This window comes from Streptomyces sp. MnatMP-M17 (genome assembly GCF_900091995.1).
Classification (GTDB): Bacteria; Actinomycetota; Actinomycetes; order Streptomycetales; family Streptomycetaceae; genus Streptomyces.
Window position 1 is genome coordinate 1 of sequence record NZ_FMDK01000445.1, and the last position, 17,740, is coordinate 17,740.

Below are 17,740 nucleotides of genomic sequence, written 5' to 3' on the forward strand. Positions count from 1 at the left end.
CCGTGGGATCGGCGGGGAGAGCGCCGAGCGGCTGGCCGCCGACGGTTTCGCCGTGGTCGTCAACTACGCGGGCAACAGCACAGAGGCCGAAGCGGCGGTCGCGGCCATCACCGCGGCCGGCGGACAGGCGATGGCCTTCCGTGCCGACGTGGCGGACGAGAAGGCCGTATCGGACCTCTTCGACGCCGCGGAGGCGGCATACGGCGCGATCGACGTGGTCGTGCACGCGGCGGGAGTCATGACACTGGCACCGCTGGTCGAGACGGACCTGGACGCCCTGGACCGTATGCACCGCACGAACATCCGAGGGACGTTCGTGGTCGACCAGCAGGCTGCGCGCAGGCTGCGCTCCGGCGGGTCGATCATCAACTTCTCCAGCTCCGTCGTGTCACTGGCCCTTCCCGGCTACAGCGCCTACGCCGCCACCAAGGGCGCGGTCGAGGCCATGACACTGATCCTCGCCCGTGAGCTGCGCGGACGGGACATCACCGTCAATGCCGTCGCTCCCGGACCGACCGCCACCGCGCTGTTCCTGGACGGCAAGGACGAGCAGACCATCGCGAGGATGGCCGGCCAGGCACCGCTGGAGCGGCTCGGCACTCCGCAGGACATGGCCGAGGTCGTCGCCTTTCTCGCCGGGCCCGCTCGCTGGATCAACGGACAGGTCCTGCGCGCCAACGGCGGCATCGTCTGACATGCCGGGCCCGGCACACCGTCTACGCCGCGATGCGACATCGGCCGCCGGCCCGTCGCCGGCCGCCTGCCCGTCGCCGCGGCTGCGCGAGCGGAGCGCACCCGAGGGAGTGACGATGGAAGGGCCGGACCTTCGAAAGGAGTGTTTCCGTGTCCCAGGCTCTGCTTCCCGTCCTGTCCGATCCGCTGACCAACCGCGGCACCGCGTTCACCGAGGAGGAACGCGAGAGACTCGATCTGGTGGGACGGCTGCCCGATGCCGTCCTGTCCCTGGACGAGCAGCTCCGGCGCGCGTACGAGCAGCTCCAGCGGCAGCCCGACGCGCTGGCCAAGAATGTGTATCTGGAGCAGTTGCACGACCGTAACGAGGTTCTGTACTACCGGGTACTGGCCGATCATCTCGCCGAGCTGCTGCCGATCGTCTACGACCCGACGGTGGGCGACGCGATCAAGCGGTACAGCCATGAGTTCCGCCGCCCGCGCGGCGTGTATCTCTCCATCGACCATCCGCAGGACATCCGGGCCGCCCTCGAACACCTGGGGCTGGGGCCCGACGATGTGGACATGCTGGTGGTCACCGACGCACAGGAGATCCTCGGTATCGGTGACTGGGGCGTCAACGGCGTACAGATCTCGGTCGGCAAGCTCGCCGTCTACACCGCGGCGGCCGGTCTGCATCCCGACCGCTGTATCCCCGTCGTGCTGGACGTGGGCACCGACAACGAGACGCTTCTCAACGATCCTCTCTATCTCGGCGTACGGCGCAGCCGCACCCGTGGAAAGCCTTACGACGACTTCATCGCCGCCTATCTGGCGACGGCCGCCGATCTGTTCCCGCACGCGCTGCTGCACTTCGAGGACTTCGGTCCCGGCAACGCCCGGCGCATCCTGGAGCAGAACGCCGACCGCTACCGGATCTTCAACGACGATCTCCAAGGCACCGGCGCGATCACTCTCGCCGCCGTCGTCTCCGCTCTCAAGGTCACCGGGATGGCATTCCGTGACCAGCGCGTGGTGGTCTTCGGGGCGGGCACCGCGGGTGTGGGAATCGCCGATCAGCTCGTGGCGGCGATGGTCCGGGACGGTCTGGAGCCGGCCGAGGCGGCACGCCGGGTGTGGCTGGTGGACAAGCAAGGACTGCTCACCGACCGCATCGACGACATCGCCGATCTGCGGGACTACCAGCGCGGCTACGCCCGCCCGGCCGCCGAGGTGCGCGGCTGGTCCGACGAGGGCGGAATCGACCGGGCCGGCGGCAGCCGCACCGGCCGTACCGGCCGTATCGATCTACTGACCACCGTGCGCCAGGCGCGGCCCACCATTCTGATCGGCACCTCCACCTCCCCGGGGACCTTCACCAAGGAGGTGGTGACCGCGATGGCCCGGCATGTCGAGCGGCCGATCATCTTCCCGCTCTCCAATCCCACCGAGCGGATCGAGGCCATGCCCTCCGCCATCCTCGCCTGGAGCGACGGCAAAGCGCTGACCGCCGCGGGCATCCCGGTCGAACCTGTCGAGCTGAACGGTGTCCGGCATGTCATCGGCCAGGCGAACAACGCCCTGCTCTACCCGGGACTGGGCCTGGGCACCATCGTCTCCCGGGCCCGTCGGGTCACCTCCGGCATGCTGCTGGCCGCGGCCGAGGCGGTCGCGGGCCAGGCACGGGTCGGCGCTCCCGGCGCGTCCCTGCTGCCGCCGGTGTCGGATCTGCGCGCGTCCTCCGCCACCGTGGCCGTCGCCGTCGCGCGCGCCGCGATCGCGGAGGGCGTCGCCGAGAACGCTCCGGAGGATCTGGTGCAGGCCGTCCAGGACGCGATGTGGCAGCCGCGGTACGGGCCCATTCCCGATCTTCCCGGTCATCCCGACGGCCCCGGCCACTCCCACGATCCTGGCCCGTCCCACGAGGGGAGCGCGCGATGAGCGAGGCCCCGCCGGTGGTACGGGATCTGCCGATCGGCATCGACGCCGAGGGCACCCGTACCGAGCGTGACTCACTGGGTACGGTCGAGGTGCCCGCCGACCGGTACTGGGGCGCGCAGACGCAGCGCTCGCTGATCCACTTCTCGATCGGCGACGACCGGATGCCCAAGGCCGTTTATCACGCCTACGGTCGCGTCAAGAAGGCCGCCGCCCTGGTCAACGGGCGCGACGGCCGGCTGCCGCGCTGGCAGAGCGAGCTGATCGCCAAGGTCGCCGACGAGGTGATCTCCGGTGCTCTCGACGCGCACTTCCCGCTCTATGTCTGGCAGACCGGCTCCGGCACACAGAGCAATATGAATGTCAACGAGGTGATAAGCAACCGCGCCATCCAGCTCGTCGGCGGCACCCTCGGCTCACGTGCGCCGATCCATCCCAATGACCATGTCAACATGGGCCAGTCCTCCAACGACACCTTTCCCACCGCGATGCATCTGGCCACCGTGCGGGCCCTGCACCACGACGTACTGCCCTCCCTGGCCGCGCTCACGCAGGCCATCGAGAACAAGGCCGTCCTGTGGCGTGATGTCGTCAAGGTCGGCCGCACCCATCTCCAGGACGCGGTCCCGCTCACCGTCGGCCAGGAGTGGTCCGGTTACGCCGCACAGCTCGCCGACGCCCATGAGCGTGTCCGCGCCACTCTGCCCGCGCTGTACGAGCTGGCGATCGGCGGGACGGCGGTCGGCACCGGCCTCAACGCACCCGAGAACTTCGGCACCGCGGTCGCCGCCGAACTGGCCCGCCAGACCGGCCATCCCTTCACTGTGGCCGCCAACCATTTCGCGGCTCAGGGCGGGCTGGACGCGATGGCCGCCGCCTCGGCGGGACTGCGCGCCGTCGCCGTACCGCTGATGAAGATCGCCAACGATCTGCGCTGGCTGGCCTCCGGTCCACGCTGCGGACTCGGTGAACTCGCCCTGCCCGCCAACGAGCCCGGCAGCTCGATCATGCCCGGCAAGATCAACCCGACCCAGTGCGAGGCCATGGTCATGGTCTGTATCCAGGTCCTCGGCGAGGACAGCGCCGTCGCGCTCGCCGCCAGTCAGGGCAACTTCGAGCTCAACGCCATGCGTCCGGTCATCATCAGCGATGTGCTGCACTGCGCCCGGATCCTCGCCGACGCGAGCGAGAAGCTGCGGGTCTACTGCGTAGAAGGGGCCGAGCTGCACCGCGACCGTATCGACGAGGACGTCTCGCGCTCGCTGATGCTCGTCACCGCCCTCTCGCCCGAGATCGGCTACGACCGGGCCAGCGAGATCGCCCACCGGGCCGCCGAGGAGGGCAGCACCCTGCGCGAGACCGCGCTCGCCACCGGCTATCTCAGCGCGGAGGAGTACGACCGGATCATCGATCCTCGTGCGATGGCCGGACTCTCCAACTGAGCTCCCTGAACTCCCTACGCTCCTGAGCTCCAGGACTGACCTCCGGGACCGGACTTCGAGACTCGGCTTTGATCCCGGTCACCTGAACGGGTGCCACTCGCCGTCGGTCCGTGTCGCCGTACCAGCGCGCCGACCGGCGCGTGGACCATGCAGGAATGCCATCCTCCACTTACGCCGCCGGGATTCTGCTGCGTGCCGCCGCTTCGGCCGGTGACCCGCCACAGCTTCTGCCCGCCCGGGAGCAGATGGCCTTCACTCTCGGCTTCCACATCATCCTGGTGCCGTTCGGAGTGGCGCTCACCGCCCTGATGCTCATCGCCAACTACCGCGGTCTGCGGTACGGAGACGAGCAGGCGCTGCTGCTCGCCCAGCGCTGGTCGAAGGTCGCCGCCGTACTGGTCGCCGTGGGAGCGATCACCGGTACGGTGCTGAGCTTCGAACTCGGCATCCTGTGGCCGGGACTGATGGGCAGATACGGCGCCGCCTTCGGTTTCCCGTTCGCGATCGAAGGCATCTTCTTCTTCCTGGAAGCGATCTTCGTCTCGATCTATATCTACGGCTGGAAGCGGCTCCCGCCCTGGACGCACTTCTGGACGGGCGTACCGGTGGTGCTGGCGAGCATGGGCGGCACCGCCTCCGTGGTGGCGGCCAACAGCTGGATGAACCAGCCGGGCGGGATCACCATGCGCGACGGCCATGTGGTGCAGGTCCGGCCGGCCGAGGTGTTCTTCAACGGCGCCTTCTGGTTCGAGACCGTACATATGCTGCTCGCCGCCTATATCGTCGCCGGTTTCACGGTGGCCGGCGTCTACGCGTTCGGCATGCTCAGAGGGCGCCGCGACCACTACCACCGGACCGGCTTCCTCATCGGATTCGTCGTGGCCGCCGTCGTCCTGCCCGTACAGATCTATGTCGGTGATGTCGTCGCGCGCCAGGTCTTCCAGAGCGAGCCCGCGAAGTTCGCCGCCCTTGAACTGCTGCCCGACACCGGCACCCATGTTCCCGAGACACTGGGCGGTTTACTGATCGACGGCAAGGTGCGCTACGGCCTCAGGATTCCGGACGTGGCCTCACTGCTCGCCGGATTCAGTCCGTCCACACAAATCCGCGGACTCGACGCGATCGCGCCGGCGGTACGTCCCGACGATGCCACGGTGAGCGTCGTCCATCTCGCGTTCGACATCATGGTGGGCACGGCCACCGCCCTGCTCGCCCTGGTCGCCTGGTTCGCCTGGCTGTGGTGGCGCCGGCGGCGGGTCCCGGCCAACCGGTGGTTCCTGGGCTGCGCCGCCCTCAGCGGAGTCGTCGCCGTGGTGTGTCTGGAGAGCGGCTGGGTGGTCACCGAGGTGGGACGGCAGCCGTGGACCGTGGTCGGACTGCTGCTCACCAGGGACGCCGTGGCGACGCAGGGCAATCTCTGGCCGTTCTTCTCCGCCGTACTGGCCATCTACTGCGCGGTGGGCACCGGCGCGGTGCTGATCCTGCGGTCCCTGACCCGACGATGGAGAGCCGGCGGAGGCGAGGGAGAGGACGAGGGACTGGACGTTCCCTACGGTCCCAACCGGCCGCTGACCGACGCGCACACGGAAGAAGGCCGGCAGACATGAGTGACACCGTCTCGGTCATGGGTGGCACCGTCTCGGTCCTGCTGTTCATCGGCGTCATCGCCTACGCGCTCTTCGGCGGAGCGGACTTCGGCGCCGGCTTCTGGGATCTGACCGCCGGCGGAGCGGCGCGCGGCAGCAGGCCACGCCGTCTCATCGACGCGTCGATCGGCCCCGTCTGGGAGGCCAATCACATCTGGCTGATCTACTGCCTCGTCATGCTGTGGAGCGCTTTTCCCGCCGCGTTCACGGCCATCACCACGACGCTGTACATCCCGCTGGGCCTCGCCGCGCTGGGAATCGTGCTGCGAGGCGCGGGCTTCGCCTTCCGCAAGGCCTCGATGCGCACGCCCGAACAGCGCATCTACGGCGCGACGTTCGCGCTGTCCTCGGTGCTCACTCCGTACTGCTTCGGCAGTGTGGCCGGTGCCATCGCGTCCGGCCGGGTGCCCACCACGGGCAAGGGCGATCCGTTGGGGAGCTGGAACAATCCGACATCCGTCCTCGGCGGGATTCTGGCCGTGTCGGTGTGCGCCTATCTCGCCGCGATGTTTCTGACCGCCTCGGCACGGCAGAACCAGAGTCCGCCGCTCGAAAGGTGGTTCCGCCGACGGGCGCTGCTCGCGGGAGTCGTCACCGGTCTGGTCGGCCTGGCCGGGATCTTCGTACTCCAGGCCGACTCGCCGCGGCTGTTCCACCAGTTGAGCCACCGCGGACTGCCGCTGCTCATCGTCTCGGCGCTGAGCGGGCTGCTCAGTCTCTTTCTGCTCAGGCGCGAGAAGCCTCTCGCCCTGCGCATGCTGGCCGCCCTGGCCGTGGCGACGGTCGTGTGCGGCTGGGGCGTGGCTCAGTACCCGTATCTGCTGGGCACTCATCTCACCATCGCGGAGGCGGCGGCGCCGGCGCCCACGCTCTGGGTGCTCACCGGTGTCGCCTGCGCCGCCGGGCTGCTTGTCGCTCCGTCGCTGGCCGTCCTCTACGTCCTCCAGAACCGAGGGAGGCTGGAGTCACGGACCTGAGGCCGCGCATGTCAGGGGCTCACGGCCACACCGTACGGGCTGTTGCCGACCGTGACCGTCGCGGTGACCTTCAGCGTCGTACGGTCGATGACCGAGAGGGTGCCCGCTCCCTGGTCCGTGACATAGACCGTGCCGGAGGTGACGGCGATATTGAACGGATCGGTTCCCGGCGGGCCCACATTGACCGTTCCCGTGACGTGACGGCTGCCGGTGTCGATCACCGAGACATTTCCGGGACCGAGGACGGCGACGTACATCTTCTTCCCGTCCAGTGCGGAGGTCACGTCGAAGACGCCTTCGCCGACCGGCACGGTGGCCGTGACCTTGCCGGTGCCGGTCGAGATGACCGAGACACGGGCCGTCACCTCGTTGGCCACATAGACCGATCCGCCGTCCGGAGTGACGGCGACGCCCACGGGCGAGCGTCCGGCCGGGAGCGTCCGGACCACCTGGTCGGTACCGGTGCCGATGACCGACACACTGTCCGAGCCGGAGTTGGCAACGTAGGCGGACTTGCCGTCCTGGCTGACGGCCACGCTCACCGGTGAGACACCGACCGGGACGGTGGCGGTCACCCGGTTGGTACGGGTGTCGAGCACCGAGACATTGTTCGAACCGCCATTGGTGACATAGAGGGATCCGCCGTCCGGGCTCAGCGCGACACCGCTCGGGTTCTTGCCGACCGCGACAGCCTTGACGATCTTGTCGGTCCGCGTGTCGAGGATCGAGACCTTGGCCGACTCGCTGTTGGCGATATAGGCATGCTTGCCGTCCGGAGTGATGACGATGCCTTCGGGGCCGGTTCCGGCCGGCACGGTGGCCACCACCTTGTGGGTACCTGCGTCGATCACGGAGACCGTGTTGTCGAGCTGATTGGTCACATAGACACGGCCGGCGGACCGCTGCGCGCTCGCGGAGGGCGCGGCGACCGGATCCTGTCGCATGGATCCGGCCGAGGTGCAGGACACCAGCAGCAGAACGATGACCACCGTGAGGACGGGCAACGCCGGCCGGAGCGCCTTCCCTCGGAGCGCCTTCCTGCGGTGCCGGTCAGCCGTACCGGCAGGGGCTCGGGTCTGTCCTGGGGAACGAAGGGAACGCATCGTGCCTCCTGCGCGCATCAAGGGAATCGAGGGATTCGTCCTGTCAGGACAGGAGTCCACGGGCGTAGTGGTCCTGGGTGTCACGCACACCGGGGAGCGCGAAGAAGTAGCCGCCGCCGCGCGGGCTGATGTACGGCACCAGCGCCTCGTCCTCCAGCCGGGTCTGCATGGCGATATACGTGTTGAGTTCACGCTGGAAGCAGCAGAACGCGTGTCCCAGGTCGAGTCCGCCGCGTACATCGGGGCTGCGGTCGTAGTCGTAGCTGCGGCGCAGAATGGCGCTGGTGGACGCGGTCTCCGGAGTCTGGGGATTGGCCAGCCGGACATGGCTGTTCAGCGGAGTGATCAGGCCCTGTGGATCGTTGGTGTAGATGGGGTCGAGCTGGTCGGAGGCGTCCGGGTCCTCGGCGTACAGGGGCGCGCCGCTGACCTTGCGACGGCCGAAGATCCGCTCCTGTTCCTCAAGAGGCACCTCCTGCCACTTCTCAAGGCGGAAGTGGACGATGCGCAGCACCTGATAGGTCCCGCCTGCCGCCCAGGCCGGCTCGTCGGTGTGCGGCTGTACCCAGACCTCCTGGTTGAGCTGTGCCATATCGCTGAGGTCCGGGTTGGCGATGCCGTCCTTGAAGCCGAACCAGTCCCGGGGCACACCGACGGGCCGCGACGGATTGCGCGTTCCGTTGATCCGCCAGCGCTGCTTCATCGCGCCGCTCGTGTGGAACAGGATGTCGAGCAGTGCGTACACCGTGGTGTCACGGTTCTTGGCACAGATCTGTACGAGCAGGTCGCCCTGGGACAGCGCGGGATCCAGATCGTCGTGGGCGAAGGCCTTCATGGTGACGAGCTGGACCGGCTTCTCCGGGCCCAGTCCGAAGCGGTCGTCGAAGAGGCTCGCGCCGAGGGCGACGGTGACGGTGAGCTCGCCCGGCAGGACCTTGGGGCCCAGGACGCCGGTGTCGGACGGCGGTTTGTCCGGCGGTGTCCGCGGAGGCGTGCCGCCTGCGGTGAGGAAGCGGGCCCGGGTGGTCAGCGTACGGAACAGATCGGTGAGCGCCCTGCGGTCGGACGCGGTCACGTCGAACGCGACGAAGGTCGCGTCCCGCTGCGGAAGTGTGACGATGCCGGCCTGGTGGTAGCCGTGGAAGGGAATCGCCTCGGTGTCCTCGGCGGCTCGGTCACCCGGCGCGGTGGCACGGGCCGTACCACCGCCGTCCAGCAGGCCGACGCCCGCCGCTCCGGCGAGTCCGGTTGCGACAGTGCCCTGGAGAAACGAACGCCGCGCGAAGAAGGCCGCCGGACAACCGTCGCCGTCCGAGCCGTCCGAGCTGTCCGCCCTGTCCTTGTCCTCGCCCTCCGGGCCGGGCGGTCTCTGCTCACTCATGCCGCGTATGCCCTCTTTCGTGATGCTCTCTGCGCCGAAAGTACCTGCGCCTCGTGCCACTCGCCATCGGTGGGCGGGCAAGGGCAGTTCAGCGCCTCCGGGGCGTCGGTGCCGCGGGCGCACCTCGGTGCAGTGGGCTGAACGTCCCCGCCGTACGGCCGTACGGCCGTACGGCCGTACGGCCGTACGGTCCCGTTCCACGCCCGCGTCACCGCGCCTCCGCTGCGGCTCTCGTTCTCCGGCGATCCCTCACGACGGGCCGACGCGAAACGGCCGCATCATCTCGTTGTCCTCGTGCTCCAGCATGTGGCAGTGCCACATGTACCGGCCGGCCTGGTCGAATCGGGCCTTGACCCGGGTGATGGCGTTCGGATAGGCGATCACCGTGTCCTTGAAGCCTCGCTCCCACGGCTCCGGAGGGCGCGCCGCCTGCCCGTTCTGTTGCCGGTCGACCAACTGGAACTGAACCTCGTGAATGTGGATCGGGTGTCCGTCCTTCGTGAAGTTGTGGATCTCCCAGATCTCGGTCGCGCCCAGGGCGGGATTCTCCGTGACCGGATCGCCCCATCCCAGAGTTATCGGCTTTCCCGACGCGTCCAGGACGCCGAGCAGCACAGCACGGGGACCCACGTTCGCCAGGCTGGCGGAGCCGACCTCGTTCAGGGAGAGCCGCCGCGTACGGCTCGCCGCCCCCAGAGGCTCGCACGGGGGCAGTGTGAGACCCGAGACCGGTACCGACCTGTCCGGTGCGGTGAGCGGTTCCACCACGAACTTCATGACCTGCCCGGTGGTCTTCGGATTCGCCGGCGGAAAGTCCGTGCCCGCCACTCCGCCGCCGAACGCCATGTCCGGGCCCTCGTTGATGAGGTACAGCTCGGTCCCCGCCGGGATGGAGGTGAAGTCGACCACGACGTCGACCCGTTCGGCCGGCGCGGTCAGCAGTTGCTCACGCTGAACGGGTGCCGGCAGAAACCCTCCCTCACTGCCGATCTGCCAGAAGGGGAGCGCCGACGCGACCGGTCTGGATGCCGACGGGTCGGTGACGATCTTGAGGATCAGGAAGCGCGCGTTGCAGCCGTTGAGGAACCGGAACCGGTAGCGGCGCGGTTCCACGGACAGCACCGGCCAGGTCCTGCCGTTGGTGACCATCGCGTTGGCGAAGAACTCCGGGTTCCAGATCGGCGCCATGTCGCTTTCCGGCACGTAAGGTCCCTCGAACCCGTCGAAGAACGCCCGGCTCGCCGGATAGAACAGGCTTCCGTCGGTGCGGAACGACCGGTCCTGGATGACGACCGGAATCTCGTAGTACCTCGTGCCCGGCCGGTCGCCGAGTTTCGGCGCCGGCCCTGGAAGCACGCCCTCGTCGAGATCCGCCGGCCCACCGCGCAGAAGGTAGAAGCCCACCAGGCCGGCGTACACATTGAGCCGGGTGATGCCCAGGGCGTGGTCGTGGTACCAGAGAGTGGAGGCCCGGCCGAGGTTGTCGTAGTGGAACACGGCATCCCCCGGGCTCCACTTCACACCGAACAGCGCCGTGGATTTCCTGCTGAACTCCTCGTAGTAGGACCCGGTCCGCGCGTAGCCCGCCGGGATGTCATACGCGTCCGGCAGATACCACGCCTCGGCGTAGCCGTCACTCTCCTCGGTGTTCCGCCCTCCGTGCAGATGCGTCACGATGGGCACGGGACCCGTGTACGGGCCGGGTGTCGAGGTGAACGTGGGGGACGAGTCCCGCCCCGGGACTCCGCCCGGAGGATTCGCCCAGTGCAGCGTGGGGTCCACCGGCAGCAGATGCGGCAGGTGGTTCCCTCTTGTGTCGAGGAGCCGATTGACCCACCTCACTCGCATGGCCCGGCCCACTTCGGCCTCTATCGTGAAGGCCGGGTAGCCGAATGTGCCGGGCTGCCGCAAGGAACCATATCCCCAGACGGTGGTGGCCGGCCTGCCGGGAGGCAGCACCTGCTGCTGGAACTGCCCGACACCGATCGCATAGCTGTCGACGCCCGTCCCGCCGTCCCGCGCGTCCTGCGGCATGACCGGCGGTATGACGAGTTCAGCGACGTACTTCTCTATCGTCTCCGGATCGAGCACACCGTCCGCCGTCACTTCGGCCGCCGTCACCCCGGCCGCGGACACCGGCCCACCGGGCAGAAGGAGACTGACGCCGCCGACGGCGCCGGCCCGAACAACCCGCCGCCTACTGATCATTGGACCTCCCGTGTACCGCCCGTGTCGACCGACAGCCAGGAGATGCCCCGAGACACCGTCAAGCGAATACCCGCACAATTGTTGGAATACTCCCGGACCGGATTCGAATCACCCAGTTGGCCGAGCCGTCAAGGCGTCGCCCCCGAACCATGGTTCCGGTCAGCGGAGTCGTCCGGCGAACGCCGCGTATGCCCGCTCGTCGAAGAGCACGAATCTGACCTCGGTGACCGCCGTCTCCGTGTTCCGCACGGTCTCTACGGCGATGCGAGCGGCGTCTTCCATCGGCCACCTGTAGGCGCCGGTGGAGATGGCTGGGAACGCGACTGTCCGCGCACCGAGCTCATCGGCCACTCGGAGAGACTCCCGGTAACAGGAGGCCAGAAGCGAGGGATCGCTGCCGGAAACCTGATACACCGGGCCCACCGTATGGATCACCCACCGGGCGTCGAGGCGGCCGGCCGTGGTGGCCACCGCCTGGCCGGTGGGCAGGCCGCGGCCGTACCGCGCGGCACGCAGGGCGCGGCACTCGGCCAGGATCTCCGGACCGCCCCCGCGGTGGATCGCGCCGTCGACACCGCCTCCGCCGAGCAGCGAGGAGTTCGCGGCGTTGACGATGGCGTCCACGCTCTGGTCGGTGATACTTCCTCGGACCAGCGTCAGGGTTGTGGTTGTCATATCGGCGGCCTCCTCAGACCTTGTCGCACGGCCTCCGCGGACCTCGTCGTACGACCTTCTCAGGCTTCCGTTGGACGACCTCCTCAGACCTCGCGCAGCCGCCGCCAGACCGCCTTCGCCGCGTTGTGCCCGGACATGCCGTGCACACCGGGGCCCGGCGGGGTCGCGGAGGAGCAGATGAAGACGGCGGGATGCGGAGTGGTGTACGGGGAGAGGGAGATCTTGGGACGCAGCAGCAACTGGAGCCCAGAGGCGGCGCCGCAGGCGATGTCGCCGCCGACATAGTTGGGGTTACGGGCGGCCAGCTCGGGCGGGCCCGCGGTGGCCCGGGCCAGGACACGGTCGCGGAATCCGGGAGCGAAGCGCTCCAGCTGCCGCTCCACGGCGTCGGTGAGATCGCCCTGCCAGCCGCTGGGGACATGACCGTACGCCCAGAAGACATGCTTGCCCTCGGGCGCGCGGGACGGATCCACCAGGCTCGGCTGGGCGGTGATCAGGAACGGTGTCGCGGGCGGGTGGCCGGCCGCGACCAGGCGCAGCGCCGTACCGATCTCTCCGCTGGTCGGACCGATCTGTACGGTCCCGGCCCGGCGCGGATCCTCGGCCGTCCAGGGCACCGGGCCGTCCAGCGCGTAGTCGATCTTGAATACGCTCGCCCCGTAGCGGTAGCCGTCGTACACACGGCCGAGACCCGCGATACGGGCCAGGGCGGTCGGCGAGGTGTCGAAGACATAGGCGCGGGCGGGCGGCAGCTCGTCCAGCCGCTTGACCTCGTACCCGGTGTGGACCGAACCGCCCAGATCCCGGAGATACTCGGCGAGCGCGTCGGAGATCGACTGCGAGCCGCCACGCGGCAGCGGCCAGCCGCCCGCGTGCGCGGCGAGCGCGAAGATCAGCCCGACGGCGCCGGTGGCGAGCCCGTTCAGCGGGGCTATGACATGGCCGACGAGCCCGGCGAACAGGGCACGCGCCTTCTCGTCGTGGAAGCGGCGCGCCAGCCAGGTCGACGGCGGCAGCCCGGCCAGTCCGAACCGGGCGAGGGTGACGGGATCGCGCGGCAGCGCCGTGAGCGGCAGGGACATGAAGTCCCGGGCGAGCGTGTCCCATTTGCCGAGGAAGGGCGCGACCAGACGGCGGTACGCGCCCGCGTCACGAGGGCCGAAGGACGCGGCCGTCTCGGCGACCGAGCGGGACAGCACCGCCGCCGTGCCGTCGTCGAAGGGATGCGCCATCGGCAGCTCGGGATGCAGCCACTCCAGCCCGTACCGGCCGAGCGGCATCGTCCCGAAGACGGGCGAGCCCATGCCCAGCGGGTGCACGGCCGAACAGGGATCGTGCCGGAAGCCGGGCAGCGTCAGCTCTTCCGTCCTGGCGCCTCCACCCACCGTGTCGGCGGCCTCGAACACGGCCACCGAGAAGCCCCGCCTGGCCAGCTCGACGGCGGCGGTCAGCCCGTTGGGTCCCGCCCCCACGACGACGGCATCGAGCATCGACGTCACCTTCGGACTCCTTCGTAGCCGATGGCAAGAAACCCCAGGATATTCCCGGGCACCGACAGCCCGAGGGCGGGTACTGTCCGCGACGATGAACACCGCACCGGACGCGGCCCTGCCGCACTTCATCGACATCATGGCAGCACGGCTCACGCGCGTACGCGGAGTGCGTGCCGTGACACTCGGCGGCAGCCGCGCCCGTGGTACGCACCGCCCGGACTCCGACTGGGACCTGGGCGTCTACTACCGCGGCGGGAACGGTGGTATCGATGGCGGGCACAGTGGGCTCGACAGAGCGGCGAGTGGGCTCGGCAGAGCGGCGCTGGCAGAGCTGGCCGAACTGGCCGCCGAGATGACGGGCTCACCGGTGGAGGTCGCGGGCCCCGGTGAGTGGGGTCCCTGGGTGAACGGCGGGGCCTGGCTGTCGGTGGACGGCGTCGCGGTGGACTGGATCCTGCGCGATCTGCACCGCGTGGAGCGGGTCTGGGAGCAGTGCCGCGAGGGCCGGTTCGAGGTGGGTACGCAGCCTGGCCATCCGCTCGGGTCCTGGTCGCCCGCGTACGCCGGTGAGGTCGCGCTCTGCCGCGTACTGGCCGATCCCACCGGCGAGTTGACGGCACTGCGGGAGGCGGCCCGGGCCTATCCGGAGCCGCTGCGCAGGGCACTCGCCGAAGCGGCCTGGGAGGCGGACTTCTCGGTGGCGGCGGCCCGTAAGTCGGCGGGCGCGGGTGACGCCCTCCACGTCTCGCTCTGCCTGTCCCGGGCCTTCGGCATCCTCGTACAGGCCCTGCTCGCCCACCACCGCGTCTGGTGCCTCAACGAAAAGGGCGCCACGGCAACGGCCGCCGCCCTCCCGGACACGCCACCGGACTTCGCCGCGCGTATCGCACGAGCGCTGAGGTCACTGGACGCGGAGGCGGTGGAAGCGGCCGGAGCGCTGGTGACGGAGGTACGGACCGTCCTGGACTCGGGCACCTGACCGAGAACGGCCGGGCCGCCGCTGATCCGGCCGCTGGTGGTGCGACCGCCGCTGAGGCCTGATGGCCGCGCTTCCTCACGCGTCCTCACACCTCCTCACGCGCCCGTCAGCAGCCGCTCCCGTATCCGCCGCGCCGTGGCCTCGTCGCGGGCCGCGGTGAAGGGCAGCGCGTTGCCGCCCGTGATACGGAACGGCTCGCCCGTGAGCGTCTGCTGCGCGCCGCCCGCCTCCGTCACCAGCAGCAGGCCCGCCGCATGGTCCCAGGCCAGCTCCCAGTTGAAGGCCACCGCGTCGAGCGCGCCCCGCGCCACGTCCAGATATTCGAGCCCGGCCGAGCCGCACGCGCGGGCGTCGATGCCCTCGGTGCGCAGTCCCAGGAGGGCGCGCTTCTGGGCGTCCGTGGTGTAGTCCGGATGGGACATCGCGACCGTCAGCACCGCGCCGGGCACGGGCGCGCCGGAGCGCAGCGGAACGCCGTCGAGCCAGGCGCCGCGGCCCCGTACGGCGATCGCCATCTCGTCCAGCGCCGCCGCGTAGGTCCAGGACGCCAGCACCTCGCCGCCCTGCGCGAGGGCGACGAGCGTGCAGAAGCCCGGCTCGCCGTGAACGAACTGGCGGGTGCCGTCGACCGGATCGACGATCCATACGGGTGCTTCGCCGCGCAGCGCGTCGTACACCGCCGGATCCGCGTGGACCGCCTCCTCGCCGACCACCACCGAGCCGGGAAGCAGCGCGGTGAGGGCGGCGGTGAGATGTTCCTCCGCGCGCCGGTCGGCGACCGTCACCAGATCGTGAGGACCGGTCTTCTCCGCGATCTCGTGCGCGGCGAGCTGCCGGAAGCGCGGCATGATCTCGGCCGCCGCTGCCGCGCGTACCGCCTCTTCGACGGCGGACACACGGAGCCCATGAGGCATCTCCCGGGCCGTCCGCCCGTCCGCCGTCTCCCACTCCCTCAGGGGAACCGTTCCGTACGTTCCGTACACAGCGTCATCGATCATGCCCACCAGCCAATCACGCCCCTGTGACACTCCGGAGGGCAGCCCGGGTGACGGCTGGGGGGACTCTCCGTGACGGCTCGGGGGACTCTCAGCGTCCTACGGCATAACCCTGCATGCCACGAGGGTTCGCTGCGGCCGACAGGACGCCCGTCTCCGGATCCCGGGCGACCGCGCACAGCCGCCCTTCGGACCAGGCCCCACCGACGGTCACGTCATGGCCGCGCCGGCGCAGCGCCTCGATGACATCCGGGTCCATGCCCTCCTCCACCGTCACACTGCCGGGCCGCATCCCGCGCGGGTAGAAGGAGCCGGGGAAGCTGTCGTTGTGCCAGTTGGGCGCGTCGATGGCGCCCTGGAGATCGAGCCCGCCCCGGACCGGTGCCCGCAGGGCGAGCGCCAGGAAGAAGTGGAACTGCCACTGGTCCTGCTGGTCGCCGCCGGGCGTGCCGAAGGCAAGCACCGGTACGCCCTCGCGCAGCGCGATCGACGGCGTGAGGGTGGTACGGGGCCGGCGGCCGGGCGTCAGTGAGTTCGGCAGTCCGGGGTCCAGCCAGGCCATCTGGAGCCGGGTGCCGAGCGGAAAGCCCAGTTCGGGGACGACCGGGTTGGACTGGAGCCAGCCGCCGCTCGGCGTGGCGGCGATCATATTGCCCCAACGGTCGACGATGTCGAGATGGCAGGTGTCGCCGCGAGTGGCACCGTCCTTGGCGACGGTCGGCTCGCCAGTGGTCTGCTTGCCCACGGTCGGCTCGCCCACGCCCGCACCCGCGGCCGGAAGGCCCAGCGGGTCGAAGCCGGGCTCGCCCGTGGAGACGGCGGTGGCATGGGCGCTGAGGACCGGCTCGCGTCCCTCGGGGCTGCCTGGGCGCAACTCGTACGAGGCACGCTCGCCGATCAGCGCGCGGCGGGCGGTGTTGTACGGCTCGGAGAGCAGGGCGGCCAGCGGTACCTCGGCGGCGTCGCCGTACCAGGCCTCCCGGTCGGCCATGGCGAGTTTGCAGCCCTCGATGAGCTGATGAACGTACTGCGCCGAGCCGTACGCGGGCAGGTCGGCCGCACGGGAGGGCAGCAGCGCCAACTGCTGGAGGAAGACGGGCCCCTGGCTCCAGGCGCCCGCCTTGCACACCGTCCAGCCGTCCCAGTCATAGGTGGCGGGCGCCTCGTACGCCGCCGACCAGCCGGCCAGATCCGCCGCCGTCAGGGTGCCGGTGTGGTGCGAACCGCTGGTGTCCATGGTGGGCGTGGCGGACTGGCGCAGCAGCGCCTGCGCGATGAAGCCCTCACGCCAGACCATACGGGCGGCCTCGATCTGCGCCACCCGGTCCTCTCCGGCCGACTCGGCCTCGGAGATCAGCCGACGCCAGGTCGCGGCGAGCACGGGGTTACGGAACAGCTCCCCGGGCGCCGGCGCCTTGCCGCCCGGAAGGTAGACATCGGCGGAAGACGTCCACTCGGTCTCGAAGAGCTCGCGGACCGACTCGACGGTCTCACCGATCCGTTCGACCGGCGCATGGCCGTCCTCGGCGTATCCGATGGCGTAACGCAGCACCTGAGCCAGGGACTTGGTGCCGTAATCACGCAGCAGCACCATCCACGCGTCAAAGGCACCGGGCACGGCGGCGGCCAACGGACCAGTACCGGGGACCAGTTCGAGCCCGAGGGAACGGTAGTGCCCAATACTCGCCCCCGCAGGCGCCGGCCCCTGCCCACAAAGCACCCGGACCTCACCGTCGACGGGCGCAAGGATGATAGGCACTTCGCCACCAGGCCCATTGAGGTGCGGCTCGACAACATGCAGCACAAAGCCGGCGGCAACGGCGGCATCAAAGGCGTTACCGTCGTCCTCCAGCACGGCCATCGCGGACTGCGAGGCGAGCCAGTGGGTGGAGGACACCATCCCGAAGGTCCCTTGAAGCGTGGGCCGGGTCGTGAACATACGTATGCCACCTAGCTGTTGAACGAACCGCTCACATCAATCGCCGCGCACGATCCTCATGGGGAGACCCAGGGGAGCTCACCCCAGGACTCCCGCCCGTCTGACCACCAAAAAGCGTATCCCCCGACGCCCCTTCCACCACGCCTCCCACCACAATGGCTTTGCCCCATGGCAAGCACCTGCCTCGTGGAAACGTCAAGCGCGTACGGCCCTCGAATATTCGCACCTGCCGCTAGCCTCGATCTTTCGTGAGGGTCCGCCGACGGTGTCGGTGGGCCCTTTCGCTTTCTGG

13 protein-coding genes are annotated in these 17,740 nt (G+C 69.6%); 6 read left to right on the forward strand and 7 right to left on the reverse strand.

Annotated elements, in window-relative coordinates; genetic code table 11:
- The 5 genes from GA0115259_RS20105 to GA0115259_RS20125 form a co-directional block, all read left to right on the forward strand.
- Window positions 1-694 (forward strand): SDR family oxidoreductase (locus GA0115259_RS20105; protein WP_107469228.1); only part of this gene is annotated, 694 nt, incomplete at its 5' end.
- 149 nt (window positions 695-843) lie between these two features.
- Window positions 844-2,613 carry an NAD-dependent malic enzyme gene (locus GA0115259_RS20110; protein WP_093598973.1) on the forward strand — a complete coding sequence of 590 codons (1,770 nt, stop codon included), beginning with the start codon at window positions 844-846 and terminating at the stop codon, window positions 2,611-2,613.
- Window positions 2,610-4,052 carry a class II fumarate hydratase gene (gene fumC, locus GA0115259_RS20115; protein ID WP_093598976.1) on the forward strand — a complete coding sequence of 481 codons (1,443 nt, stop codon included), beginning with the start codon at window positions 2,610-2,612 and terminating at the stop codon, window positions 4,050-4,052. Before GA0115259_RS20110 ends, fumC begins: the two co-directional genes overlap by 4 nt.
- Window positions 4,053-4,207: 155 nt before the next feature.
- Entirely contained in the window at window positions 4,208-5,659 is a 1,452-nt protein-coding gene (locus GA0115259_RS20120; protein ID WP_093598979.1) for a cytochrome ubiquinol oxidase subunit I, read from the forward strand.
- Window positions 5,656-6,675 (forward strand): cytochrome d ubiquinol oxidase subunit II, encoded by a 1,020-nt coding sequence (locus GA0115259_RS20125; protein ID WP_237540244.1) that lies wholly within the window; start codon window positions 5,656-5,658, stop codon window positions 6,673-6,675. The genes GA0115259_RS20120 and GA0115259_RS20125 overlap by 4 nt, the downstream gene beginning before the upstream one ends.
- Window positions 6,676-6,686: 11 nt before the next feature.
- Here GA0115259_RS20125 and GA0115259_RS20130 read toward each other — a convergent pair whose 3' ends face one another.
- The 5 genes from GA0115259_RS20130 to GA0115259_RS20150 form a co-directional block, all read right to left on the reverse strand.
- Window positions 6,687-7,679, reverse strand: a complete 993-nt coding sequence (locus GA0115259_RS20130; protein ID WP_161230423.1) for a YVTN family beta-propeller repeat protein — start codon at window positions 7,677-7,679, stop codon at window positions 6,687-6,689.
- Between the two features lie 142 nt (window positions 7,680-7,821).
- A complete protein-coding gene (locus GA0115259_RS20135; protein WP_093598985.1) occupies window positions 7,822-9,159 on the reverse strand; it encodes a Dyp-type peroxidase in 1,338 nt (445 codons plus the stop codon).
- Window positions 9,160-9,408: 249 nt separating this feature from the next.
- Window positions 9,409-11,295, reverse strand: a complete 1,887-nt coding sequence (locus GA0115259_RS20140; RefSeq protein ID WP_202450168.1) for a multicopper oxidase family protein — start codon at window positions 11,293-11,295, stop codon at window positions 9,409-9,411.
- A gap of 231 nt (window positions 11,296-11,526) precedes the next feature.
- The gene (locus GA0115259_RS20145) at window positions 11,527-12,042 is read right to left on the reverse strand and encodes an O-acetyl-ADP-ribose deacetylase (protein WP_093598991.1); all 516 of its coding nucleotides are present in this window, start codon (window positions 12,040-12,042) and stop codon (window positions 11,527-11,529) included.
- 83 nt (window positions 12,043-12,125) lie between these two features.
- Window positions 12,126-13,541, reverse strand: a complete 1,416-nt coding sequence (locus GA0115259_RS20150; RefSeq protein ID WP_093598994.1) for a phytoene desaturase family protein — start codon at window positions 13,539-13,541, stop codon at window positions 12,126-12,128.
- An 85-nt stretch (window positions 13,542-13,626) separates the two neighbouring features.
- On the opposite strand from GA0115259_RS20150, the gene GA0115259_RS20155 reads away from it, so the two are divergent.
- Entirely contained in the window at window positions 13,627-14,514 is an 888-nt protein-coding gene (locus GA0115259_RS20155) for a nucleotidyltransferase domain-containing protein (protein ID WP_093598997.1), read from the forward strand.
- Between the two features lie 95 nt (window positions 14,515-14,609).
- Here GA0115259_RS20155 and GA0115259_RS20160 read toward each other — a convergent pair whose 3' ends face one another.
- Entirely contained in the window at window positions 14,610-15,512 is a 903-nt protein-coding gene (locus tag GA0115259_RS20160) for an inositol monophosphatase family protein (RefSeq protein ID WP_093599000.1), read from the reverse strand.
- Window positions 15,513-15,600: 88 nt separating this feature from the next.
- Entirely contained in the window at window positions 15,601-17,448 is a 1,848-nt protein-coding gene (locus GA0115259_RS20165; protein ID WP_093599003.1) for a gamma-glutamyltransferase family protein, read from the reverse strand.
- Between the last annotated feature and the right edge of the window lie 292 nt (window positions 17,449-17,740).

Coding starts and splice junctions, on each gene's coding strand:
- fumC (WP_093598976.1), top strand. CDS start 2,610: ATGAGCGAGGCCCCGCCGGTGGTACGGGATCTGCCGATCGGCATCGAC.
- GA0115259_RS20120 (WP_093598979.1), top strand. CDS start 4,208: ATGCCATCCTCCACTTACGCCGCCGGGATTCTGCTGCGTGCCGCCGCT.
- GA0115259_RS20125 (WP_237540244.1), top strand. CDS start 5,656: ATGAGTGACACCGTCTCGGTCATGGGTGGCACCGTCTCGGTCCTGCTG.
- GA0115259_RS20135 (WP_093598985.1), bottom strand. CDS start 9,159: ATGAGTGAGCAGAGACCGCCCGGCCCGGAGGGCGAGGACAAGGACAGG.
- GA0115259_RS20145 (WP_093598991.1), bottom strand. CDS start 12,042: ATGACAACCACAACCCTGACGCTGGTCCGAGGAAGTATCACCGACCAG.
- GA0115259_RS20155 (WP_093598997.1), top strand. CDS start 13,627: ATGAACACCGCACCGGACGCGGCCCTGCCGCACTTCATCGACATCATG.
- GA0115259_RS20160 (WP_093599000.1), bottom strand. CDS start 15,512: ATGATCGATGACGCTGTGTACGGAACGTACGGAACGGTTCCCCTGAGG.
- GA0115259_RS20165 (WP_093599003.1), bottom strand. CDS start 17,448: ATGTTCACGACCCGGCCCACGCTTCAAGGGACCTTCGGGATGGTGTCC.